The organism is Streptomyces sp. NPDC048057 (genome assembly GCF_040653095.1).
Taxonomy (GTDB): domain Bacteria; phylum Actinomycetota; class Actinomycetes; order Streptomycetales; family Streptomycetaceae; genus Streptomyces.
The window spans coordinates 115,643-137,682 of the sequence record NZ_JBEZNF010000012.1 but is presented as its reverse complement, the minus strand read 5'-3'; the positions used below and the strand labels follow the sequence as shown (position 1 = coordinate 137,682).

At 73.8% G+C, this 22,040-nt stretch carries 19 protein-coding genes; 12 read left to right on the top strand and 7 right to left on the bottom strand.

What is annotated here, in order from left to right; translation table 11 throughout:
* Window positions 1-13: 13 nt before the first annotated feature.
* The 5 genes from AB0E05_RS16280 to AB0E05_RS16260 form a co-directional block, all read right to left on the bottom strand.
* Window positions 14-1,303, bottom strand: coding sequence for a sugar ABC transporter permease (locus tag AB0E05_RS16280; protein WP_361963725.1), 1,290 nt, complete (start codon window positions 1,301-1,303; stop codon window positions 14-16).
* Window positions 1,300-2,139, bottom strand: a complete 840-nt coding sequence (locus tag AB0E05_RS16275; RefSeq protein WP_361963723.1) for an ATP-binding cassette domain-containing protein — start codon at window positions 2,137-2,139, stop codon at window positions 1,300-1,302. The genes AB0E05_RS16280 and AB0E05_RS16275 overlap by 4 nt, the downstream gene beginning before the upstream one ends.
* A gap of 64 nt (window positions 2,140-2,203) precedes the next feature.
* A complete protein-coding gene (locus AB0E05_RS16270; RefSeq protein WP_361963721.1) occupies window positions 2,204-3,292 on the bottom strand; it encodes a sugar ABC transporter substrate-binding protein in 1,089 nt (362 codons plus the stop codon).
* Window positions 3,293-3,507: 215 nt separating this feature from the next.
* Entirely contained in the window at window positions 3,508-4,983 is a 1,476-nt protein-coding gene (locus AB0E05_RS16265) for an FGGY-family carbohydrate kinase (RefSeq protein ID WP_361963719.1), read from the bottom strand.
* 55 nt (window positions 4,984-5,038) lie between these two features.
* Complete coding sequence (locus tag AB0E05_RS16260; protein WP_361963717.1) at window positions 5,039-6,094, bottom strand: 2-hydroxyacid dehydrogenase; 1,056 nt, start codon at window positions 6,092-6,094, stop codon at window positions 5,039-5,041.
* 244 nt (window positions 6,095-6,338) lie between these two features.
* Here AB0E05_RS16260 and AB0E05_RS16255 point away from each other — a divergent pair, with 244 nt between their 5' ends.
* The 3 genes from AB0E05_RS16255 (at window position 6,339) to AB0E05_RS16245 (ending at window position 9,379) form a co-directional block, all read left to right on the top strand.
* Window positions 6,339-6,956: a histidine phosphatase family protein gene (locus AB0E05_RS16255; protein ID WP_361963715.1), complete on the top strand. Its 618-nt coding sequence runs from the start codon at window positions 6,339-6,341 to the stop codon at window positions 6,954-6,956.
* Window positions 6,957-6,961: 5 nt separating this feature from the next.
* Window positions 6,962-7,744, top strand: coding sequence for a DeoR/GlpR family DNA-binding transcription regulator (locus AB0E05_RS16250; protein ID WP_361963714.1), 783 nt, complete (start codon window positions 6,962-6,964; stop codon window positions 7,742-7,744).
* Window positions 7,745-7,909: 165 nt separating this feature from the next.
* Entirely contained in the window at window positions 7,910-9,379 is a 1,470-nt protein-coding gene (locus tag AB0E05_RS16245; protein ID WP_361963712.1) for an FGGY family carbohydrate kinase, read from the top strand.
* A gap of 107 nt (window positions 9,380-9,486) precedes the next feature.
* Here AB0E05_RS16245 and AB0E05_RS16240 read toward each other — a convergent pair whose 3' ends face one another.
* Window positions 9,487-10,077, bottom strand: coding sequence for a lytic polysaccharide monooxygenase auxiliary activity family 9 protein (locus AB0E05_RS16240; RefSeq protein ID WP_361963710.1), 591 nt, complete (start codon window positions 10,075-10,077; stop codon window positions 9,487-9,489).
* 323 nt (window positions 10,078-10,400) lie between these two features.
* Between AB0E05_RS16240 and AB0E05_RS16235 the strand changes: the two genes are divergently transcribed.
* Window positions 10,401-10,877: a hypothetical protein gene (locus AB0E05_RS16235; protein WP_361963708.1), complete on the top strand. Its 477-nt coding sequence runs from the start codon at window positions 10,401-10,403 to the stop codon at window positions 10,875-10,877.
* 84 nt (window positions 10,878-10,961) lie between these two features.
* Here AB0E05_RS16235 and AB0E05_RS16230 read toward each other — a convergent pair whose 3' ends face one another.
* Window positions 10,962-12,299, bottom strand: coding sequence for a PLP-dependent aminotransferase family protein (locus AB0E05_RS16230; protein ID WP_361963706.1), 1,338 nt, complete (start codon window positions 12,297-12,299; stop codon window positions 10,962-10,964).
* A 208-nt stretch (window positions 12,300-12,507) separates the two neighbouring features.
* Here AB0E05_RS16230 and AB0E05_RS16225 point away from each other — a divergent pair, with 208 nt between their 5' ends.
* The 8 genes from AB0E05_RS16225 to AB0E05_RS16190 all read left to right on the top strand — a co-directional run bounded on the left by AB0E05_RS16225 (window position 12,508) and on the right by AB0E05_RS16190 (window position 22,040).
* Window positions 12,508-13,110 carry a hypothetical protein gene (locus AB0E05_RS16225; protein WP_361963704.1) on the top strand — a complete coding sequence of 201 codons (603 nt, stop codon included), beginning with the start codon at window positions 12,508-12,510 and terminating at the stop codon, window positions 13,108-13,110.
* Between the two features lie 256 nt (window positions 13,111-13,366).
* The gene (locus tag AB0E05_RS16220) at window positions 13,367-15,697 is read left to right on the top strand and encodes a M9 family metallopeptidase (RefSeq protein ID WP_361963702.1); all 2,331 of its coding nucleotides are present in this window, start codon (window positions 13,367-13,369) and stop codon (window positions 15,695-15,697) included.
* 286 nt (window positions 15,698-15,983) lie between these two features.
* Entirely contained in the window at window positions 15,984-17,177 is a 1,194-nt protein-coding gene (locus AB0E05_RS16215; protein WP_361963700.1) for an FAD-dependent oxidoreductase, read from the top strand.
* Window positions 17,178-17,232: 55 nt separating this feature from the next.
* Window positions 17,233-17,538 carry a (2Fe-2S)-binding protein gene (locus AB0E05_RS16210; protein WP_361963876.1) on the top strand — a complete coding sequence of 102 codons (306 nt, stop codon included), beginning with the start codon at window positions 17,233-17,235 and terminating at the stop codon, window positions 17,536-17,538.
* The gene (locus tag AB0E05_RS16205) at window positions 17,528-19,048 is read left to right on the top strand and encodes an NAD(P)/FAD-dependent oxidoreductase (RefSeq protein ID WP_361963698.1); all 1,521 of its coding nucleotides are present in this window, start codon (window positions 17,528-17,530) and stop codon (window positions 19,046-19,048) included. Before AB0E05_RS16210 ends, AB0E05_RS16205 begins: the two co-directional genes overlap by 11 nt.
* An 11-nt stretch (window positions 19,049-19,059) precedes the next feature.
* Window positions 19,060-19,968, top strand: coding sequence for a dihydrodipicolinate synthase family protein (locus AB0E05_RS16200; protein WP_361963696.1), 909 nt, complete (start codon window positions 19,060-19,062; stop codon window positions 19,966-19,968).
* A 119-nt stretch (window positions 19,969-20,087) separates the two neighbouring features.
* On the top strand, window positions 20,088-21,089 hold the full coding sequence (locus AB0E05_RS16195; protein WP_361963694.1) for a proline racemase family protein: 1,002 nt from the start codon (window positions 20,088-20,090) through the stop codon (window positions 21,087-21,089).
* Between the two features lie 231 nt (window positions 21,090-21,320).
* The gene (locus AB0E05_RS16190) at window positions 21,321-22,040 is read left to right on the top strand and encodes a GntR family transcriptional regulator (protein ID WP_361963692.1); all 720 of its coding nucleotides are present in this window, start codon (window positions 21,321-21,323) and stop codon (window positions 22,038-22,040) included.

Genomic DNA, 22,040 nt, shown 5'->3' with positions numbered 1-22,040 from the left:
GACCTGCGGTCCGTCAGGCCCGGCCGTGGGCGACCCGGGAGTGCCGGGCCACCGCGTCCAGGGCCACCGCAAGCAGCAGTACCCCGCCGGTGACCATGAACCGATACGCGGAGTCGAGATTCAGCAGCGTGAGTCCGCTGGAGATGGACTGGATGACGAGGACGCCCAGCAGGGCGGCGAACGCCGTGCCCCGTCCGCCGAACAGACTGGTGCCGCCGATGACCGCCGCCGCGATCGCATTGAGGTTGACGTCCCCGCCGCCGCTGCTCTGGTTGGCCGCGGCCAACCGGGCGGCGGCCAGGATCCCGCCGATCGAGGCGAGCGCGGCACAGAGCACGAACGCCGTGGTGAACACCGTCTTCACCCGGATCCCGGCGCGTCGGGCCGCCTCCACGTTGCCGCCGACCGCGTACATCGACTTGCCGAACGCGGTGCGCGACAGCAGGTAGTGCACCGCCAGCACCAGGGCGAGGAAGAAGACGAACATCCAACCCACGCCCCGGTCCCGGTTCAGGTACCAGACCGCGACCACGAGACCGACCAGCAGCGCCAGGCTCCGGGCCGCGAGCAGTCGCCCGGAGACCGCGGGCAGCCCGGCCCGGCGCCGCTCGGCGGCCCGCGCGCTACCCGTCGCGTACAGCACCCCCGCACCCACCACGACCAGGGAGTACGCCAACCAGGGCGGTAGGAAGTGCAGTTGGGCGAAGTTCACCAGACCGGAGTCGAACGGCAGGTTGATGGAGCCCTTCGGACCGAGGACCCACAGCTGCACCCCGAGGAAGCCGAGCAGCCCGGCCAGGGTGATGACGAAGCTCGGCACCCCGATGCGGTTGTGCACCTGTGCGTAGAACCAGCCGATCAGACAGGCCAGCAGCACGGACGCACCCACCGCCACCCACGCCGGCAGCCCCCGGTCCACGAAGAGGACGGCGAGCACCGCGGCGCTCAGTCCGCTGATCGAACCGACGGAGAGGTCGATCTGTCCGACCAGGAGCACACAGACGACACCCAGCGCGATGATGCCGACCGGGGCGCTCTCCAGCGCCAGGTTCGTCAGGTTGGCGCTGGAGAGGAAGACCGGGTTGAGGATCTGCATCACGGTCCAGGTCACCACCAGCCCGGCGAGGACGGGCAGCAGACCGAGGTCGCCGCCGCGCAGCCGGGCGACGCCGGCCCGCCACGAGGCACCGAGCCCGTCCCGCGTCGTACCCGGCGGCTTCGGTCCCTCCTTGGTGAGATCGGGGCGGGCGTCCTCCCGGGGCGCGGCGCTCTTCGCCGTCTTCGCGGTCCTCGCTTCGGTCATGACGCGGCCCCCCTGTCGGTGGTGGTCGGCCCGGCGCGGCGGCGCCCGGTGCGCCGGGTGACGACGTTGTCCTCGGCGCCCGTGATGGCGGCGACCAGTTCGGCCGCGGTGGCCCGCAGGGCGTCGTACACGCCGTTGTTGCGACCCAGGCGCAGCACGGCCACGGTGTCGGCGACGGCCTGCACGTCGGCCATGTTGTGGCTGACCATGATCACGCCGAGGCCCCGCTCGCGGAGCCGGTCGATGAGGTTCAGCACCTCGGCCGTCTGGGCGACGCCGAGCGCGGCCGTCGGCTCGTCCAGGATGATGACCTCGGGGTCGCCGAGCAGGGTGCGCGCGATGGCGACGGTCTGCCGCTGACCGCCGGAGAGCGCCGCCACCGGCAGCCGCACCGACGGGATCTTCGCGGAGAGCTCCGCCAGCAGGGCGCGGGCCCGCACCTCCATCGTCACGTCGTCCAGACGCAGTCCGCGCACCTCGCGGCCGAGGAAGAGGTTCTCGACGACGTTCAGGTTCTCGCACAGGGCCAGGTCCTGGTACACGGTGGCGATGCCCAACTGCTGCGCGGTGGCGGGGGAGGGGACGGTGACGGCCCGGCCGGCGAAGCGGATGGTGCCGGCGTCCGGGGCGTGCACCCCCGACAGGACCTTGACGAGGGTGGACTTCCCCGCGCCGTTGTCGCCCACGAGGGCCACGACCTCGCCGGCGGCGACGTCGAGGTCCACGGCGGTGAGCGCGGCGACGGCGCCGAAGGACTTGCTGATCCCGCGCAGGGACAGCAGCGCGTCCCCCGGGTCCTGGCGCGGGGCGGGCAGGGGCGGGGGCGGAGCGGGCATGACCATCCTCTTCGTCCTCAGGCCGGCACGTCGTGGTCGCCACGCGGGGCGGGGCGTACCGTGGTCACTTCAGGCCCAGCTCGGCGCAGCCGCGTGCGTACGTCGCGGTGCACACGTCCCCGGTCTTCAGCGGCTTGCCGTCCCCGACGAGCACCTCGGCCAGGTTCTCCCGGGTGACCACGGTGGGGGTGAACAGCTCCGAAGGGGTGTCGAACAGCGTGGCGTTCCCCTTCGGCCGCTCGCCGCGGACGAACGCGTGGGCCGCGACGGCCGCCGACTCGGCGACGGTCCTGATGGGCTTGGAGATGGTGTTGTACTGGTCGCCGTTGACGATGCGTTGGGCCGCGGCCAGCTCCGCGTCGTTCCCGGTGACGGGCGGCACGTCGACCCCGGCCGCCTTGAACGCGGCTATGGAGCCGCCGCCGGTGCCGTCGTTCGCCGCCACCACGCCCGCGATCCGCCCCGGGAACTTGCTGATCTGACCGCTCACCCAGCTCTGCGCCTTGCCCGGCTCCCAGGCGGGGGTGTCGTACTCGGCCAGCAGCTTCAACCCGCTGTCGTCGACGGCGCTGTGGATGCCCTTCTTGATCAGCCCGGCAGCCGCGTCGGTGGGCGAGCCGTTCACCTGGAGGATGCCGCCGCCGTCCCGCACCGGGCCGCGGCCCTTGAGGTGGTCGACCAGCGACTGACCGATCATGGCGCCGATCTTCTCGTTGTCGAACGAGACGTAGTAGTCGGCGCGGACCGCGGGGACGGGGCGGTCGTACGCGATCACCTTCACGCCCCGCGACTGCGCGGTGCGCACCGTGCTCGCGGCGGCGGCCGAGTCCACCGGGTCGAGCACGATGACCTTGACGCCCTGCGCCAGGGCCGAGTTCGCCTGCTGTTGCTGCTTCGCGGCGTCACCGCCCGCGTTCTGGTACAGCACCTGACAGCCGCCGCAGAGCTCCTTCACCTTCGCCTTGAACAGCGGCGCGTCGTACGACTCGTAGCGGGTGGAGGCGAGGTCGGGCATCAGGAAGGCGATCTTCGCGTTCTTCGCCGAGCCGCCGCCCGAACCGCCGGACGCCTCGGAGGAACAGGCGGTGGCGGACAGGAGGAGGGTGGTGGCGCAGAGGGCGGCGGCAGACGTTCTCAACGGGAGTTGCTTCACTGCGGTTCTCCTTGGAGTTCCACCCGTGGCGCGGCACGCGGAGCAAGGGCGGTCGACTGGGGGAGCGAGAGTCACCGGAAGCGATGCGGGGGCCGGGCAGCCGTGGTCGGTCAGCCCTGGGGCGCGCGGAAAAAATAACATCGCGCGCGTTAGTACTGTCAATGCTTATGTCAGAAGTAACAGCCCGGGATCATGAGGTGTGCTCAAACCGGATGTCAGCGGGCCGGTTGCGGGGCGTGCGCCGACCACCGCTGGCGGGCGCGGGCCAACTCGGCGCGGTAGCGCGCGTATCCGTCCTCGTACCGCGCACGGTGCTCGGGGCGGGGCTCGACGGTCTGGTGCCGCTGCGGGGGAGCGGCGAAGGACGGCGCCAGCACGGCCCGGGCCACCCGCGCCACGCCCGACGCCCCCACTTCCTCCTCGACGGGGATGCGCACCGACCGGCCCAGCACGTCGGCGACGAGCTGCGCCCAGAGCACGGAGCGGGTGCCGCCGCCGCACAGGGCCAGCGTGCCGCTGAGCCCGGCGACCTCCAGGCAGTGCCGGGCCGCGTACCCGATGGCCTCGCACACCGCGCGCACCACGTCCGCCCGGCCGGTGACCAGACTCAGCCCGTCGAGCCGGCCCTTCGCGGCGGGTTCGACGAAGGGGGCGCGCTCGCCCGCCTCGGAGAGGAAGGGGAAGGCGAAGGCGCCGTGGGCGCCCGGCGGGCTCTCGGCGAGCAACGCGTCCACGTCCGCGGTGCGCGCCCCGACCAGCGCCAGCGCCCACTCCAGCGCGGCCGTGCCGACCATCGCGGGCATGGCGCGCAACCACTGCCCCGGGGTGGGCGTGCACAGCCACATCCCGGCCGGCTCGGCCCGGGGGTCGAGGTCGACGCGATCGGTCAGCACCTGGCTCGCGAGCGTCGTGCCGAGGATCAACAGGCCGTCCCCCGGCTCCCGTACGCCGCTGCCGATCGCACAGGCCGGCAGGTCGAACGGCCCTGCCAGCACGGGCAGCCCCTCCGGCAGGCCCACCAGCGCGGCACCGTCGCCGTCCAGCGCGAGCACCGTGCCGGGCGCGGCAGGCTCCGGCAGCAGGTGCGCCTGGCGCTCGACCCCGCACGCGGCCAGTGCCTGCGGCGCGTACCTGCGGGTGCGGGGGTCGAGGAAGGGCAGCGTTGCATCGGCGGCGTCCAGGCACACCGTCCCCGTCAGGCGCTGCGCCACCGCGTCCACGCAGTACCCGGCCACGGCGGCGCGGGCGAGGCTGTCCGGCTCGTGCTCCTGGAGCCAGTTCAGCAAGGGGCCGTGGCAGCCGGGGAACATCCCGGAGCCGGTGTGCGCGTACGCCGTGCGGACGGTGCCGTCGAAGAGCCAGCGCGTCACCAGGTCGGCGGCGCGCGCGTCCATCCAGGAGATCGCCGGACGTACGGGGCGGCCTTCGGCGTCCCGCAGCCACAGGCCGTCGCCCTGCCCGGTCAGGGCCATCGCGTCCGGGGCCCGCCCCAACTGGGCGACCACCTGGCGCACCACTGCGCCCACGCTGTCGACGACTTCGTCGAGGTCCTGCTCCACCCGGCCGCCGGAGAGCCGGTCCAGCCGCGAAGGGCGCGCCGCCGCGGCGATGCTGACGCCCTCCTCGTCGAAGGCCGCGGCCTTGGTGACCGATGTGCCGACGTCGATGCCGATGACCACGCCGAGGCTCATCCGGGGCTCCTCCCCGCTCCGGACGGCCCGGGGCCGCCGCGCGCCGGGGCGGCCCTCACGCCCGGCTCGCCGCGAGCACGTCCGGATTCGCCGGGTGGGCCAGCGGCTCGCCGCGGACGAACCGGCCCACTTCGGCGGCGGTGATCGCGGCGGCGCGATGGGCCGTCTGCTTGGTGGCGCCCGCGAGATGGGGCGTGGTGATGACGTTCGGAACGTCCCGCAGGGGCCAGTCCTCGGGCGGCGGCTCGACGTCGTACACATCGAGGGCGAGGGCCCCGAGCCGGCCGCTGCGCAGCATCTCCGGCAGCGGTGCGTGATCCAGCAGGTCGCCGCGGGCGGAGTTCACCAGGACCGCGCCGTGCGGCAGCAGACCGAGGCGACGGGCGTCGAGCAGATGGCGGGTCTCCGCAGTCAGCCGGGCGTGCAGGCTCACCACCGAGCTGCGGCGCAGGAGCGCGTCCAGCTCCACCAGCTCCACGCCGTCGGCGACCGTGGCGGCCGGATCCGCATACGGGTCGGCGACCAGCACCCGGGCACCGAAGGCGAGCAGCACCCGCGCCACGATCCGGCCGATGGCGCCGTAGCCGACCAGGCCGACCGTGGCGCCGTTCAGCTCGGTGCCGCCCTCCTCGTACGCGTACAGGTCACCGCGCCAGACGCCGCGCTTGAGGTCCGCGTCCGCGGTGCCGATGTGACGCGTCGCGGCGAGCACCAGGCCCACCGCGAACTCGGCCGCGGCCGGTGCGTTGCGCCCGGGGGCGAAGCTGACGGCGACCCCGTGCCGGGTGGCGGCGGCGAGGTCCACATTGACCGGGCCGCCCCGGGAGACGGCGACGAACCGCAGCTCGGGGGAGGCCGCGAACACCCGCTCCGTGAAGGGCGCCAGCTGGGTGACGCAGACGGCCGCGCCCGACAGCGCCCCGATGAGCAGGTCCTCCGTGCCGCTCGCCTCCGCGACGGCCCCGACCGGGCCGAAGGGCTCGTGGGGCCAGGGCAGTGTCAGCTCGGCGAACTCGGGGGACTTGCGGCCCGGGCGCGACAGCTCCTGGCTCAGTGCCGCACGGATCAACTCGGGACGGACAAAGTGGTCGCCTGCGGCGAGGATGCGCATGAAGTCAGGTTCCTTCTGCGAGGAAAGCCGGGGGATCCGTGACCTCGGCCGCACCGGGGTCCGGGCTGCGGGACATCTGTTAAATTTAACAGCGCGAAAGTGAGCCAGCAATGCATTTCCCGCAGCCTGTTGGCGCATTCGACGATCTTTCTTCACATTTCTTCACGATCGAGGGCATCGCCGCGTACCGTGCATCCGGCTCACGCCCCACCGTGCATCCCGACTTTCGAACAGGAGCGTCGTCATGGCCGCCCGCCTTCTGCTGGTACGGCACGGCGAGACCGAGTGGCACGCGGAGAACCGCTACGCCGGGGTCTCGGACGTGGCCCTGACCGCCAAGGGCGTCGCGCAGGGCGAGGCCCTCGGCGCCTGGGCCCTGCGCTCGGGTGTGGACGTCGTGGCCTGTTCCCCGCTCAGCCGTGCCCGGCTCACCGCCCGCCCGGCCGCCACCGCCCTCGGCGTCGCCCCGGAGGTCGTCGAGGACCTGCGGGAGGTCGACTTCGGCTGGGGCGAGGGCCGGACCGTCGCGGAAATGGCGGCGGAGGACCCCGAGGCCGTACGGCGCTTCCGCGAGGACGCGCAGTCGGGCGCCTTCCCCGGCTCCGAACCGCTCGCGCAGGCCGCGGCGCGGTCGACCCGGGCGCTGCGGGAACTGGCGGACCGCCACCCGGGGCGCACCGTCCTGGTGGTCGCCCACAACACCCTGCTGCGCATCGCCCTGTGCGCGCTGGTCGGGCTGCCCCTCGGCCGTTACCGACGCGTCTTCCCGCGGCTGGACAACGGCGCCGTCACGGAGGTCGTCCTCTCCGACGGCGAGGCGGCGCTGCGCTCGCTGAACGTCCCCACCACCACGGGAGGCTGAAGCCCATGACCAAGCGAACCGCCGAAGAGCGCCGACGGCTCATCGCCGACCACGTGGTGGAGCACGGGACCGCCACCGGCACCGTCCTCGCCCAGCTCACGGGCGTCAGCCTGATGACGGTCCACCGCGACCTGGACGACCTGGAGCGGCGCGGGGTGCTGCGGCGCTTCCGCGGCGGGGCCTCCGCCCTGCCGTCCACGGTCTTCGAGTCGAACCTGGACTACCGCCTCGGGGTCAACACCGCGGAGAAGTCGGCCGTGGCGCGCGCCGCGGCCGACCTGGTCGAACCCGGCATGTCGGTGATGCTCGACGACTCCACCACCGTGCTGGCCATGGCCCGGCTGCTGGTCGACCTCGCTCCGCTGACCGTGGTCACCAACGCCCGCCGGGTGGTGGACGTGTTCACCGAGTGCGAGGGGATCCGGCTGATCGCCCTCGGCGGGGAGTACTCGCGCACCCACGACTCCTTCCTCGGCATGCCCTGCGTCGAGGCCATCGAGGCGCTCTCCGTCGACCTGGTCGCGGTCTCCACCTCGGCGCTGGACGCCACGATGATGTACCACCAGGAGCAGGACGTGGTGCTGGTCAAGCGGGCGATGCTCGCATCGGCCGCGCACAAGGTGATGCTGATGGACCACACCAAGCTCGCCCGCACCGCGCTGCACCGCGTCGGGCCGGTGCGCGATCTGGACCAGCTCATCGTCGACGACGGCGTGGGAGTGGAACTGCTCGGCAAGTTGCGCGAGCGGACCAAGGTGAGCGTGGCGGACGTCGCCCCAGCCGCCTGACGCCCGCCCTTGACGTCCCGCGCCTGACGCCCGCACCCGACACATCGGGCCTGACGTGCCCTATCGATCGTGATGGATTGCGTGTTAATTTCACATGGATGACAACAGTGCCAGTTGGAAGCGCCCGCCGGCGGCCGTGCACACGGGAAAGGACCCCCTCCTCCCATGAGCAGTGGTGCCTGCCTCAGCGATGACGCGGGTCCGGTGGTCGCCGGTGTCGACGTGGCCACGGCCTCCGTCCGGGTGCTCTGCGTGGACGACCGCGGCCGGGTCCGTACCGAAGCCCGGGAGCCCCTGCCGGCCCCCGAGCGCGGCCCCGGAGGCACGAGCGAGCAGGACGCCCGACGATGGTGGCCCGCCGTGCGGTCCGCGCTGCGCCGCGCCACGAACGCGCTGCCGGCGCACGGTCGCGAGGTCGCCGCGGTGGCCGTCTCCGCCACCTCCGGCACGATCGTCCCGACGGGAGCCGACGGCGAGCCCCTCGGTCCCGCCCTGATGTACGACGACCGGCGCGCGGCCGACCTCAACGCCGAGGCGCAGCACCTCGGCAGCGAACGCTGGGCCGCCCTCGGTCTGTCGGTCGGCCCCACCGCCGCCCTCGGGCGCGCCGCGTGGTGCCATCGGACGTACGGCTCCCGGCTCCGACACGTGCTGCACACGCCCGAGCTGATCGGCCGTCGCCTCACCGGCGGCCCCGTCCCCGTCGACTGGAGCCATGCGCTCAAGACCGGCTACGACGCCCGCGCCGGCGAGTGGGCGCACGAGGTCTTCGCCGCCCTCGACGTCCCCGTCGGCCTGCTGCCCGCGGTCCAGGCGCCCGGCACGGCCGCCGGCGTCGTGGGGGCCGAGGCGTCGGCCGCCACCGGACTGCCCGTCGGCTGCTCCGTACGCCTCGGGATGACCGACGGCTGCGCGGGCCAACTCGCCACCGGGGCGGTGGAGCCGGGCCGGTTCGTGGGCGTGCTCGGTACGACGTACGTCCTCAAGGGGGTCTCCACCGACCTGGTGCACGATCCGGCGGGCGCCCTCTACAGCCATCGCCACCCGGACGGCTGGTGGCTGCCCGGCGGGGCGTCCAACACCGGCGGCGAAGCCCTGGCCGACGTCGATCCGGGCCGGCTCGTCGAGCTGGACCGGGCGGCCCGGCGCCGCGGCCCCGCCTCGTTCCTGCGCTATCCGCTGCGGCGGGACGGCGAACGCTTCCCCTTCGTCTCGGGCGCGGCGCACGGCTTCGCCACGGCGTCCGCGCAGGACGAGACGGACGCCCACCGGGCGGCCCTGGAGGGGGTCGCCTTCGTGGAGCGCCTCGCCGTCGAACGGGTCGAGGAGCTGGGGATCCCGGTGTCCGGCGCGCTGCACGCGGCGGGGGGCGGCAGCCGCAGCCCGGTGTGGACCGCGATCCGGGCGACGGTGCTGGACCGTCCCGTCCGGCTGGTCGAGCGCGCGGAAACGGCGTACGGCGCGGCGCTCCTGGCCGCCACCGGCACGCTGTACGAGGACCTGCGGGCGAGCGCGGCGGCCATGGTCAGGCCCGGGGAGTTGGTGGAGCCGGTCGCCGTGGAGCGCGCGGCCCTCGATGACGCGTACCAGCGCTTCCGGGCCGAACTGCGGGAGCGGGGCTGGCTCGACACATGATCGACAAGACAGGCCCTGGGGGTTCGTGCGCCGGGCCCACGGCCGTGCGGCCGACCCGGTGTGCGGGGCGGCCGCAGGCGTTGACGCGGTGAACTGAGCGACGTCGTTCAGAGAGTGACGTCCGAGCAGGTGTAGAAGGCGAAGTCGGTGTCGTCGACGTTCCAGACGCCGACGATCATGTGCCGACCGGACTTCTGCGGCAGCACGCCGGAGTGGCTGACGGTGGCCCCCGGCCGCACCCCGCCGAACGGGACGGTGAGGAAGGGCTGCGTCTCCAGGTCCGCCCGGGTCAGCGGCCTGCTGGGGTCGTAGCCGTCCTTGGTGACGTAGTAGCGGAAGTCCGTCGTGGCGTGGCGGGCCGTGATCCGCCAGACGAAGGTGTGGGACTGGCCGCCCTGGAGGGCCGTGGTGGGCCAGGCGCCGCCGCGCGGGTCGTCCAGTTCGGAGAAGCGGGCGTTGCCGCCGGAGCAGATGGCGCCGTCGGCGGGGCCGCGCTGCGGGAAGCCCTTGGGGCCCTCGACGCTCCAGGGCTCCCACTCGACCTGGCCGCAGTCGGCCACGGCGCCGTTGCCGCAGAGCTGTTGGCGGCTGACGGGGGAGTCGACGTACCCGTGGCCCTGGGCGCTGCCGGAGGTGGCGAACAGGGCGGCGCCGGCGATGCCGAGGCCGAGCAGCGACGACACGAACTTTCTGCGCATGCTTCGCTCCATGAGGAAGTGGGGGGATGTGGGGGTGCGGCGCGTGCAGCCGTGGGGGGTGACGCGCCCTGCGCAGTTCTGCGGTCTAGACCAAGTCGGAGCGTAGCCCTCGGAGTTGGGGCTGTCCATCTTCCCTGTTCGCACGGCGAACGCCGGTCAGAGCGGCCGACGAGGCGCCGTTGACGCTCCGATGACCACGTGTCAGCGTCACGAGCGCACATCACCGTACGGATCCCCGCCGACACGGTGGGCACCCGAAGGAACGTGAAGGACTCGAAGCACCCGAAGGATCCGTAGAAGATCCGAAGAAGAAGGGGACCGTCATGAGAACGCACAGACCCAAGGTCGTCCCGGCAGTCGCACTCGCCGTCTCCGCGGCCGTCCTCGCCGTGGGCCTGGCGGGCCCGGCGCAGGCGGCGCAGTCCGCCCCGGCCTCCGCCCCCGCTGCGTCCGCCGCGCTCCGGCTCCAGGCCGACCCGACGCCGGAGGAGCAGGAGAAGCTCCGGGAGATCGCCGCCTCGATCTGGACCCCGGAGCTGGCGGCCGGCTGGAACATGAACGCGGACGTCGCCGACGTGCTCTCCCAGGCGACCGACCGCATCATCCAGTGCTCCGCGGCGTACGCACTGGTGCCCAAGCCCCCGGGCTTCCGCCCCGGTCTCGGCTATCTGGTCTCGTACTGGAAGAACATCCGGGACTACTTCCTCGCGGTGCGGGGCGACCGCCAGTACAAGGCGTGCGTGGTGTCCACGGCGGCGTACTACCGCTCCATCATCGAGATGGCGTCGGCGGGCATCTGAGCCCGGGGGCGTACGGCGGCGGACCCGCGTCGTGCGCCCTGCTCCGGCCCCCGCCCTGCTGCGGCCCGCTCGGACCTGTTCCGCTCAGTCCGCGAGGAAGTCGTCCGGCGTCGACCGGGCGAGGTCGGCGAGCGTGGCGAGGGCCTGGGACAACACCTCCGGCGACGGCGAGCAGTAGCCGAGCCGGACCGCGTCCACGCTGCGGTGTCGGCCGACGGTGAACGCGGAGGACGGCAACAGGCTGATGCCGTGCCGCGCCGCCGCCGCGACGAAGGCATCGGAGTGCCAGCCGTCGGGCAGCTCCCACCAGGAGTGGTACGAACGCGGATCGGTGTGCACCGTGAAGCCGGACAGCCGGTGCCGGGCGATCGCCTGCCGCTCCGCCGCCGCACGCTGCTTGGCCCGTACGAGCGCGGCCACGGTGCCGTCCGCGTGCCACCGGGACGCCGCCTCCAACGCGAACGCCGTGGGAAGGTTGCCCCCCGCCCGCAGCGCGGTGGCCAGCGGGGCGAGCACCGCCCGGGGCGCCACCGCGAAGCCGAGCGTGAGCCCGGGGGAGATCCGCTTCGAGAGGCTGTCGACGAGCACCGTCCGCTCCGGGGCGAGCGCGGCGAGCGGCGGCACGTCGTCGCGCAGGAACGCCCAGATGGCGTCCTCGACGGCGGTGACGCCCAGCCGCAGCAGGACGTCCGCCAACTGTCGGCGCCGCGATGCAGGCATCGTGAGCGACAGCGGGTTGTGCAGGGTGGGCTGGACGTAGACGGCGTGTAGCGGAGCACTGCGGTGGGCCTCCTCGACCGCCTCGGGCACCAGCCCCGCACCGTCCACGGCGAGGGGGACGAGCACGACCCCGAGGCGCGCGGCCATGGCCTTGATGCCGGGGTACGTCACCTCCTCGACGCCCAACCGGCCGCCCGGCGGCACGAGCACGGAGATCGCCGCCGTGATCGCCTGCCGGCCGTTGCCGGCGAACAGCACCCGCGCCGGGTCGGGCTGCCAGCCGCCGCGGCGCAGCAGGTCGGCCGCGTTCTCGCGGGCGACGGGCGTGCCGGCGGCACCGGACGGGCGCAGCACGGCCCCGAGGGCTTCCGGGCGCAGCATCCGCCCCAGCCCCTGGGAGAGCAGACGGGCCTGCTCGGGCACCACGGGGTGGTTCAGCTCCAGGTCGATCCGGGCGCCCGTGGACTCCGTGAGTGCGGCCGGGGTCGCGTCGGCCGGGGCGCGGACGAAGGTGCCGCGCCCCACCTCGCCGACGGTGAGCCCGCGACGGGCCAGTTCCTGGTACACCCGGCCGGCGGTGGAGGTGGCGATGCCGTGCCGGCGGGCGAACTCGCGCTGCGGGGGCAGCCGGTCGCCCGGGCGCAGTCCGCCCGCCAAGATCGTGTCGGCCACCTCGTCGGCGACGCTCTGATAGTCCGTCACGTCCTCGTCCCCCTTGCTCGCACCTCGGCGCATCCAATCATGTGATTGCACCGAGGGCAATGGTCGGTATTGCCTCGAAACAATGGTGCCGCCTACACTCGGCACTGCCCGGCATCCGGACGGGCGGCACGGCCTTCGGGGACAAGGTCGTGGACCGCGTCGGTGTGGTACGCAGGCGCGCAGCCATGAGGAAGGAACCCGTGGTTCGATGAACGCGACCCCGCGGACCCAGTCGACCCCGGTACCCTCTCTTTCCTCTCTTTCCTCTCCGTCCTCTCCTTCCTCCCGCGGCTCCCTCGCCGCCTTCCCGCCACCGCGGTGCAATCGCTGTGACTTCGGCACGCGCCCCTTCGACCGGAGTGCGGCCGGGGAGCTCCTGCGTGAGTACGCCGCCCGCTGGCAGCGGGTGCTGGTGGACCCCGGTACCACCGGGCGCAGGGTCGGCGTGCCCGCCTGGTCCCCGCTCGAACACGGCTGTCACGTGCGGGACATGTGCCTGCTGTTCCACCAGCGGCTCGACGCCACCCTCGGCGCCGCGGGCGCTTCGCTGGGCGCCTTGACGATCCCGGACGGGGCGCAGGGCTTCGACGTCCCCGCCCTCTACCGGGACGAGGACCCGCGGCGAGTCTGCGAGGAGTTGGGGCGCGCGGCCGAGGCGCTGGCGCGGCGCTTCGACGGGCTGGGGGGCGAGGACTGGGAGCGCCGCGATCCGCGCTTCCCCGAGGACTGTCTGACGGTCGACTTCTTCACCCGGCACTTCTTCCACGACGTCGCCCACGACCTCGGCGAAGTGCTGCGCGCCAGCGTCTGAACCTGGCTGCGCCCGGCTTCTGAACTCTCCCTGCGTCAGGGCTGGTTGGCGTTCTCTCCGCGTCGGATGACTTCCTCCGTCATGTGATGTGTGCCATGGTACACATCACATGGCTCTGCGTGCGCATGTCAAATCGGCTGGGCCGGCCGGTGCGGACGGCGCCCCACCCCGGGGGCGTCGACCGCGACCCCGCGCACGCCACTCACCCTCGTCCGGACCGCAATCCGGTCCGCCCCCCCAACCTGGAGGCTGCGCAGTGAGACCGCAGACCGAACGGCATCCCTACCTCGCCGCCCTCGTCGTGGCGCTCGCCCTGTGTCTGGGCGTCGGCGCGCTCCCCGCGTCGGCCAACGCCCGTACCCCACAGGCCCAAGCCCAGGCCCCGGCCGCGGAGGCCGCGCGCAGCGCCGTCGACGACGGGCGCGGCGCGGACGGGGCACCGCCCCTCCCGCTCGCCGTCCGCGACGCCGGCGCCGACCCCGACCACGTCGGCGGCCAGGCCCTCGCGCCCGAGGACCGGCCGCCCCTGCCGTCCAGCGGGGACGCACTGCGGCGCGACTACGACGACCCCGTCCCGCCCGCGCCCCGGTCCCGACCCTCGATGCGGGGCGCCGCGAAGGCCAACGCCGCCTGTGCCCCCGAGGACTTCACCGGCCGGACCGGAGCCGCCCTGGTCCGCCAGATCACGCAGTCCACGACCGAGTGCGTCGGCACGCTCTTCCAACTCACCGGCGACACCGCACGCGGGGCCTTCCGCGAGGCCCAGATGGTGACGGTCGCCCAGGCGCTGCGGGACGGCTCGGCCGCGTACCCAGGCAACGGCAGCACCGGCATGCCGCAACTCGTGCTCTACCTGCGCGCCGGATACTACGTGCACTGGTACCACCCCCAGGCCGTCGGCGACTACGGACCGACGCTCACGGCGGCCATCCGGGGCGGTCTGGACGCCTTCTTCGCCAGCCCCCGCTCCCGCGACGTGACCGACGCCAACGGCGAGACCCTGGCCGAGGCGGTCACCCTCATCGACAGCGCCGAGGAGAACGCCCGCTACCTGCCCGTCGTCCACCGCCTGCTCGACGACTACTCGACGGCGTACGACGCGTCCTGGTACATGCTCGCCGCCGTCAACAACGTCTTCACCGTGCTCTTCCGCGGCCACCAGGTGCCCGAGTTCGTCAACCGCGTGCAGTCGGACCCGAGCGTGACCGCGACCCTGCACCGCTTCGCCTCCGGCCACCTCGCCCTCCTCGGCACCGACCGCTCCTACCTGGTCACCAACGCGGGCCGGGAACTCGGCCGCTTCCTCCAGTACGAACGGCTCCGGGCCACGGTGCGACCGCAGGTCACCGACCTGCTGGGCCGCACCGCGATCACCGGCCGCACCGCGCCCCTGTGGGTCGGCCTCGCCGAGATGGCCGACGCGTACGACCGGGCGAACTGCGCCGCGTACGGCGTCTGCGACCTCCAGCGCCGGCTGGCCGAGGCCGTCCTGCCCGTCGACCACTCCTGCGGTGCGAGCCTGCGCATCCGCGCCCAGCAGATGACCGCGGCGGAGCTCGCCGACACCTGCGCGAGCCTGACCGGCCAGGACGCCTTCTTCCACTCCGTCGCCAAGGACTCCGGGCCCGTCGCGAACGACCGCAACACCCGGCTCGAAGTGGTGGTGTTCGACTCCGGCGCCGACTACCGGACCTACGCCGGAGCGATGTACGGCATCAGCACCGACAACGGCGGCATGTACCTGGAGGGCGACCCGAGCGCCGTCGGCAACCAGGCGCGGTTCATCGCGTACGAGGCCGAATGGCTCCGCCCGTCCTTCGAGATCTGGAACCTGAACCACGAGTACACGCACTACCTCGACGGCCGCTTCAACCTGCACGGCGGCTTCGAGGAGAACATGGCCACCCCCACCGTCTGGTGGATCGAGGGCTTCGCCGAGTACGTCTCCTATGCGTACCGGAAGGTGACCTACGACGCGGCCATCGCCGAGGCCGGCCGCCGCACCCACGCCCTGAGCACGCTCTTCTCCACCACGTACGCCCACGACACCACCCGGGTGTACCGCTGGGGCTACCTCGCCGTGCGGTACCTGCTGCAATCCCGCCCGGACGACGCGGCGACCGTGCTCGGGCACTACCGGACCGGAGCCTGGAACGCGGCCCGCGCCCACCTCGCGGACACCGTCGGCACCCGCTACGACAGCGACTGGTACGCCTGGCTGTCCGCCTGCGCCGCCGGGAACTGCGACGTCGCCCTGCCCGAGTGCACCGCGGCCGACGCGCGGCAGCTCGAACGCGGCTGCGTGCGCAGCGGCGTGACGGGCCGCGCCGGTGACCTCGCGTACCTCTACGTACGGATACCGGCCGGGGTCCCCGAACTCACCGTGACCACCTCCGGGGGCAGCGGTGACGCGGACCTCTACCACAACGACCGGGCGTGGGCCACGAAGACGGACCACACCGCCCGGGCGACCGGCGCCGGGACGGCCAAGGCGCTGACCGTCAAGGCGCCCGCAGCCGGGGTGCACTACTTCAGCCTGGCCGGGACCACCGCCTTCTCGGGCGTGACCGTGGCCGCGCGCTTCTAGTGCCCCTCCCGGCAAGCTTTGCCCTGTCGTCCCGTCCGGCACGCACCCTCGCCGCGTTGGCCGAAACCCCTGGTAGCTCCGCTACCAGAGCTTCCGGCCGCCTTGCGATCGCACGCACCGGACGGCACTCCTCACGGGCAAACATTGCCGGTCACGGCACTAGGACGACCGTCGTCGTACGAGTCGGCCCCGGCGGCAACTCCCGCCGGGGCCCGCTCTTTTGACGTCGGAAAGGGTGTCGCCCGCACCCTTGGCACGGTCTGAGCCATGTGACATATTACTGTGCATGGCAGCCCAGGGACGCTCTGTGGAACCGGACGTGGTCGTCGTCGGCGCCGGCGTCGTCGGCGCGGCCTGCGCGTACTACGCGACCCGGGCCGGACTGCGCGTCACCGTCGTCGACCGCGGCGCCCCCGCGGGCGGCACGACCGGCGCGGGGGAGGGGAACCTCCTCGTCTCCGACAAGGAGCCCGGCCCGGAACTGGACCTGGCCCGACTGTCGCTGCGCCTGTGGCGCGAACTCGCCACCGAACTCACCGACGGGACGGGCGGCTTCGAGTACGAGGCGAAGGGCGGCCTCGTCGTCGCCGGCGACGACGCCGAACTGACCGCGCTGCGCCACCTCACCGCCCTCCAGCGCGCGGCCGGGGTCGACGCCCGGGAGGTCCCCGCCGATCGGCTCCACGACCTCGAACCACACCTCGCCCCGGACCTCGCCGGGGCGTTCCACTACCCCGAGGACGCCCAGGTGCAACCGGCGCTCGCCGCGGCCCGACTGCTGCGGGCCGCCCGCAGCGCGGGAGCGGACGTCCGCCTCGGCGAAGAGGTCGTCGACGTGCTCACCACACCCGGCGGCGCCATACGCGGCGTGCGCACCACGCACACGGAACTGCGCACGCCCGCGGTGGTGAACGCGGCCGGGGTCTGGGGCGGCGAGGTGGCACGACTCGCCGGCGCCCCGCTGCCCGTACTGCCGCGCCGCGGCTTCGTCCTGGTCACCGAACCCCTGCCGCCGCTGGTGCGGCACAAGGTGTACGCGGCGGGGTACGTCGCCGACGTGGCCAGCGGCTCCGCGGCGCTCCAGACCTCGCCCGTCGTCGAAGGCACCCCCGCCGGGCCCGTGCTCATCGGCGCCAGCCGCGAGCGCGTCGGCTTCGACCGCACCGCCTCCGCCGAGGTGCTGCGACGGCTCGCCCGCGGCGCCGTCGACCTCTTCCCCGTCCTCGCCGGCGCGTCCGCGATCCGTACGTACTGCGGCTTCCGGCCCTATCTCCCGGACCACCTCCCCGCCATCGGACCCGACCCGCGGGTCCCCGGACTGCACCACGCCTGCGGACACGAGGGCGCCGGCATCGGACTGGCACCCGCCACCGGACTGCTGCTCGCGCGGGCGCTGACGCACGCCCCGCCCGACACGGACCTCGCGCCCTTCCGACCCGAACGCTTCGACCCCACGCCGTCGACCGCCGCGCTCCCCTGACGCGCTGCGGCCCTTCCCCCTCCCGGAGTTCCGTTCGAAAGGAGTGCCCGTGCCGCTGCCGCGCAGCCGCCCCGAACCGGCCCGCCCCGGACCGCCGGCCGCCTTCACCGTCGAGTACGACGGCGCGCCGCTCACCGCACTGCGGGGACAGACCGTCGCCGCCGCGCTGTGGGCCGCCGGCGTCCTCGCCTGGCGGACGACCCGCGACGGCGGCCGGCCGCGCGGGGCGTTCTGCGGCATCGGGGTCTGCTTCGACTGCCTGATCACCGTCAACGACCGCCCCAACCAACGGGCCTGTCTGGTCCCGGCCCGCGCCGGGGACCGCATCGCCTCCCAGGAGGGGACCGGTCGTGACCGCTGACGCACGGCGCGACGCCACGACACGGCGGACGTCCCACGGGGACGGCTGGGACCTCGCCGTCGTCGGCGCCGGTCCTGCCGGGTTGACCGCGGCACTGACCGCCGCCGACCACGGTCTTGCGGTGGTGCTGATCGATGCCGCACCACGGCCCGGCGGACAGTACCACCGCCTTCCGCACCCCGCGCTCGCCACCGCCCCCGCCGATCGCGGCCGGTCCGCCTTCGGCGTCCAGCGCCGACGGCTCGACGCCCACCGGAGGTCGGGGCGCATCACCTACCTCCCCGACCGTCAGGTGTGGTCCGTCCAACGCACGCAGCCGCCCGGCTGGGCACTGCGGACCACCGCCACCGACGGCCACCGCACCGCCGAGGACGCCACCGTCCCGGCCCGTGGGCTGCTGCTCGCCACCGGAGCGTACGAGCGCCAACTGCCCTTCCCCGGCTGGACCCTGCCCGGAGTGATCGGCGCCGGCGGTGCCCAAGCCATGCTCAAGGCGGGACGCGTCCTGCCCGGTCGACGCGTCGTCGTCGCCGGCAGCGGCCCGCTGCTGCTCGCCGTCGCCGCCACGCTCGTCGACGCCGGCGCCCGCGTCCCCGCGCTCGTCGAAGCCGGTGACGTACGCCGGTACGCCCGCGAGCCGCGCGCCCTGGTCGCGGGCCTCGCCAAGTCCGGGGAGGCGCTGCGGCTGGGCGCGACCCTGCTGCGTCACGGCGTGACGCTGCACACCCGCACCGCCGTCACCGCCGCGCACGGCGACGCCCGCGTGGAGGCCGTGACCCTCGCCCGACTCGACGCCGCCTGGCGGCCCGTCCCCGGCAGTGAACGCACCGTCCCCTGCGACGCCGTGGCCGTCGGCCACGGGTTGGTGCCCCAGCTCGACCTCGCCGGCCAAGTCGGCTGCGCCACGCGCTCCGCGCCCGACGGCACCGCCGCCCTCGTCGTGGACGCCGCGCAGCGCACCAGCGTCCCGCGGGTGTGGGCGGCCGGCGAACCCACCGGCACCGGCGGCGCCGACCTCGCCCGCCACGAGGGCGAACTCGCGGCGCTCGCCGCCGCACTGGACCTCGGCGCCCGCCCCCGCACTGCCGGCACCCCCACGGCGCTGCTGCGTCGCCGGCGCGCCCTGCGCCGCTTCGCGGACGCGATGGCACGGGTGCACCGTCCCGGCGCCGGCTGGACGCACTGGCTGTCCGACACCACCGACGTGTGCCGGTGCGAGGAGGTCACCGCGGGCACCGTCCGCACGGCCGTGCGCGAACACGGCGCCGCCGACCCGCGGACCGTGAAGCTGCTGACGCGCGCCGGCATGGGCTGGTGCCAGGGCCGGATGTGCTCGCCCGCGGTGGCCTGCCTGGCCGCCGGTGGGGACGGCGCAGCCCCGCTGCCCCATACGCGCCGACCGCTCGCCTTCCCGGTGTCCCTCGAAGACCTCGCCGCACTGCCCCCGGCACCGGCGGACGCCCTCGACGCCGTGGCGGAGCGACCGCCCGGTCCCACCCCTCCGGCATGAAGGAGCACCCGATGACCGAGCACCAGCACGGCCCGGCCCACCCCTGGCGGGGCGTCATGGTCGCCACGCCTGTACCCCTGCGGCCCGACCTCCGCGTGGCGCAGGACGTGTTCGCCGCACAGGTCGCCCGCCTCGTCGCCGCGGGGTGCGACGGCGTGGTGGTGAACGGCTCGCTGGGGGAGTACCAGACCCTCACCGACGAGGAGCGCGACGAGATCGTGCACACCGCCGTCGCGGCGGCCGGCGACGGCAGCCGCGTGATGGCCGGCGTCTCCGCCTACGGCAGCGCCGAGGCCCGGCGGTGGAGCGAGCGGGCCGCCGAAGCAGGCGCCGGCTCGGTGCTGTTGCTGCCGCCGAACGCGTACCGCGCCGACGCGGACGCGGTGCGCGCGCACTACGCGGAGGTGGCGCGGGCGGGGCTGCCCGTGGTCGCGTACAACAACCCGTACGACACCCGCGTCGACCTCAGCCCGGCACTGCTCGCCGACCTGTACGCGGACGGGAGCGTCGTCGCCGTGAAGGAGTTCACCGGTGACGTGCGGCGGGCGTACGAGATCGTCGAGCGCGCCCCGGGGCTCGATCTGCTCATCGGCGCGGACGACGTGGCCCTGGAGTTGGCACTCGCCGGCGCCAGGGGCTGGATCGCCGGCTTCCCGAACACCTTCCCCGAAGCGTCGGTCGCGCTGTACGCCGCGGCGGTGGCCCAGGACCTGCCCCGGGCACTGCCGCTGTACCGGGCGCTGCACCCACTGCTGCGCTGGGACTCCAAGCCGGAGTTCGTGCAGGCCATCAAGGTGTCGATGGACGCCGTCGGGCAGCACGGCGGTCCGTGCCGCCCGCCGCGCGGCCCGCTCGCACCCGCCGACGCGGCCACCGTGCGCGACATCACCGAGAAGCTGGCCGCGGACGGACTGCGCTGACGCCACCGGCCCGGGCCCGAGGTGACACGGATCCACACACCAGGTGATCCGGACCCACGCACCGGTCGATTCGGAACCACGCACCAGGAGAGCACGGCCGAACGGAGCAGGAGCCCACCATGCGCAGCCGCCGCACCATCCACGTCGTCGACTCCCACACCGAGGGCATGCCCACCCGGGTCGTCACCGGAGGCATCGGCACCGTCCCCGGCGCCACCATGGCCGAACGCCGCACCCACTTCCAGCGCCACCTCGACCACCTGCGCACCTTCCTGATGTACGAGCCGCGGGGCCACGCCGCGATGAGCGGGGCGGTCCTCCAGCCGCCGACCCGGCCGGACGCCGACTGGGGCGTGCTCTTCATCGAGGTGTCCGGACTGCTGCCGATGTGCGGCCACGGCACCATCGGCGTCGCCACCGTCCTCGTCGAGACGGGCATGGTCACCGTCACCGAACCGGTCACCCGGGTGCGGCTGGACACCCCGGCCGGACTTGTCGCCGTGGACGTGGCCGTGGACGACGGCGCCGCCGTCGGCGTCACGCTGCGGAACGTCCCCGCGTACAGCGTCGCCCTGGACCGCAAGGTCGAGGTGCCGGGGCTCGGGCCGGTGACCTACGACCTGGCGTACGGCGGCAACTTCTACGCCATCGTGCCGCTGGACGCCCTGGGGCTGCCCTTCGAGCGGTCGCGCAAGGACGACATCCTGCGCGCCGGGCTCGCGCTGATGACGGCCGTCAACGAGACGGACCGACCGGTGCACCCCGAGGACCCCGGCATCGCGGGCTGCCACCACGTGCAATTCCTCGCGCCCGGCTCGGACGCGGTCCGCTCGCGGCACGCGATGGCCATCCACCCCGGGTGGTTCGACCGCTCGCCGTGCGGCACGGGCACGTCCGCACGGATGGCACAGCTGCACGCCCGCGGTGAACTCCCGTTGGAGCGCGACTTCGTGAACGAGTCGTTCCTCGGCACATCCTTCACCGGACGGCTGGTCGACACCGCGGAGGTCGCCGGCCGCCCCGCCGTCGTGCCGACGGTCACCGGACGGGCCTGGATCACCGGCAACGCCCAGTTCTTCCTCGACCCCACCGACCCGTTCCCGGACGGCTTCCTGCTGTGAGGCGCGATGCGCCGCGGCCGGGCGTCGATGTGTTGCGGTACGGAGCCGATCCGACGCCCGACGGTGCAACAGAACGGCTCTCACTCCATGATGACGAGGCGTCACACTCGATCGACGCATCCGGGCGGCGGCCGACGGCGCCCGGATCCGGTGGCCGTCCGGTGTGTATGATCGCCGATACGTGACATTGCACAGCGAGTCGTACGCCCGGCCGCGAAGGGAGTCTCCGCCATGCCCGAGCCCACGCGGCGCAATCTCGTGTCCGTCCAGGAGAACCTGCGCGACCAGGTCGCCAACGCCCTGCGCGCGGCGCTGATCGCGGGCGAACTGCGCCCCGGCGTCATCTACTCGGCGCCCGCCCTCGCCGCCGACTTCGGCGTCTCGCCGACCCCCGTGCGGGAGGCGATGCTCGACCTCGCGCGCGAGGGCATGGTGGAAGCCGTACGGAACAAGGGCTTCCGGGTCACCGAGATGACCGAGGCCGATCTCGACGAGTACACCGAGATCCGGGCGCTGATGGAGATCCCCACCGTCGGACGCATCACCCGCACCGCCAGCGCCGAGCAGTTGGAGGCGCTGCGGCCGATCGCCGAGGACATCGTCACCGCGGCCCGCGAGCACGACCTGATCCGCTACCTGGAGACGGACCGCCGCTTCCACCTGGAACTGCTCGCCCTCGCCGGCAACCGCCACCTGGTCACCGTCGTCGACGACCTGCGCAAGCGATCCCGGCTGTTCGGCCTCACCGACCTCGACCACGAGGGCTCCCTGGTGGACTCGGCCCAGGAGCACGTGGAACTGCTCGACGTCATGCTGACCGGCGACGCCGAAGCCGCCCAGGCCGTCATGCGTCGCCACCTGGCCCACGTGCGCTCCCTGTGGGCGGCCGACCAGGACCCGGCCGGCGCACCGGACGCCGCCCCGGCCCTCCGTCTGGACGGCGCGAGCTGA

Bases quoted from the DNA above. Each gene is read 5' to 3' on its own strand.
- AB0E05_RS16280 (WP_361963725.1), bottom strand. From the start codon at position 1,303: ATGACCGAAGCGAGGACCGCGAAGACGGCGAAGAGCGCCGCGCCCCGG.
- AB0E05_RS16275 (WP_361963723.1), bottom strand. From the start codon at position 2,139: ATGCCCGCTCCGCCCCCGCCCCTGCCCGCCCCGCGCCAGGACCCGGGG.
- AB0E05_RS16265 (WP_361963719.1), bottom strand. From the start codon at position 4,983: ATGAGCCTCGGCGTGGTCATCGGCATCGACGTCGGCACATCGGTCACC.
- AB0E05_RS16260 (WP_361963717.1), bottom strand. From the start codon at position 6,094: ATGCGCATCCTCGCCGCAGGCGACCACTTTGTCCGTCCCGAGTTGATC.
- AB0E05_RS16255 (WP_361963715.1), top strand. From the start codon at position 6,339: ATGGCCGCCCGCCTTCTGCTGGTACGGCACGGCGAGACCGAGTGGCAC.
- AB0E05_RS16250 (WP_361963714.1), top strand. From the start codon at position 6,962: ATGACCAAGCGAACCGCCGAAGAGCGCCGACGGCTCATCGCCGACCAC.
- AB0E05_RS16245 (WP_361963712.1), top strand. From the start codon at position 7,910: ATGAGCAGTGGTGCCTGCCTCAGCGATGACGCGGGTCCGGTGGTCGCC.
- AB0E05_RS16240 (WP_361963710.1), bottom strand. From the start codon at position 10,077: ATGCGCAGAAAGTTCGTGTCGTCGCTGCTCGGCCTCGGCATCGCCGGC.
- AB0E05_RS16235 (WP_361963708.1), top strand. From the start codon at position 10,401: ATGAGAACGCACAGACCCAAGGTCGTCCCGGCAGTCGCACTCGCCGTC.
- AB0E05_RS16225 (WP_361963704.1), top strand. From the start codon at position 12,508: ATGAACGCGACCCCGCGGACCCAGTCGACCCCGGTACCCTCTCTTTCC.
- AB0E05_RS16215 (WP_361963700.1), top strand. From the start codon at position 15,984: ATGGCAGCCCAGGGACGCTCTGTGGAACCGGACGTGGTCGTCGTCGGC.
- AB0E05_RS16200 (WP_361963696.1), top strand. From the start codon at position 19,060: ATGACCGAGCACCAGCACGGCCCGGCCCACCCCTGGCGGGGCGTCATG.
- AB0E05_RS16195 (WP_361963694.1), top strand. From the start codon at position 20,088: ATGCGCAGCCGCCGCACCATCCACGTCGTCGACTCCCACACCGAGGGC.
- AB0E05_RS16190 (WP_361963692.1), top strand. From the start codon at position 21,321: ATGCCCGAGCCCACGCGGCGCAATCTCGTGTCCGTCCAGGAGAACCTG.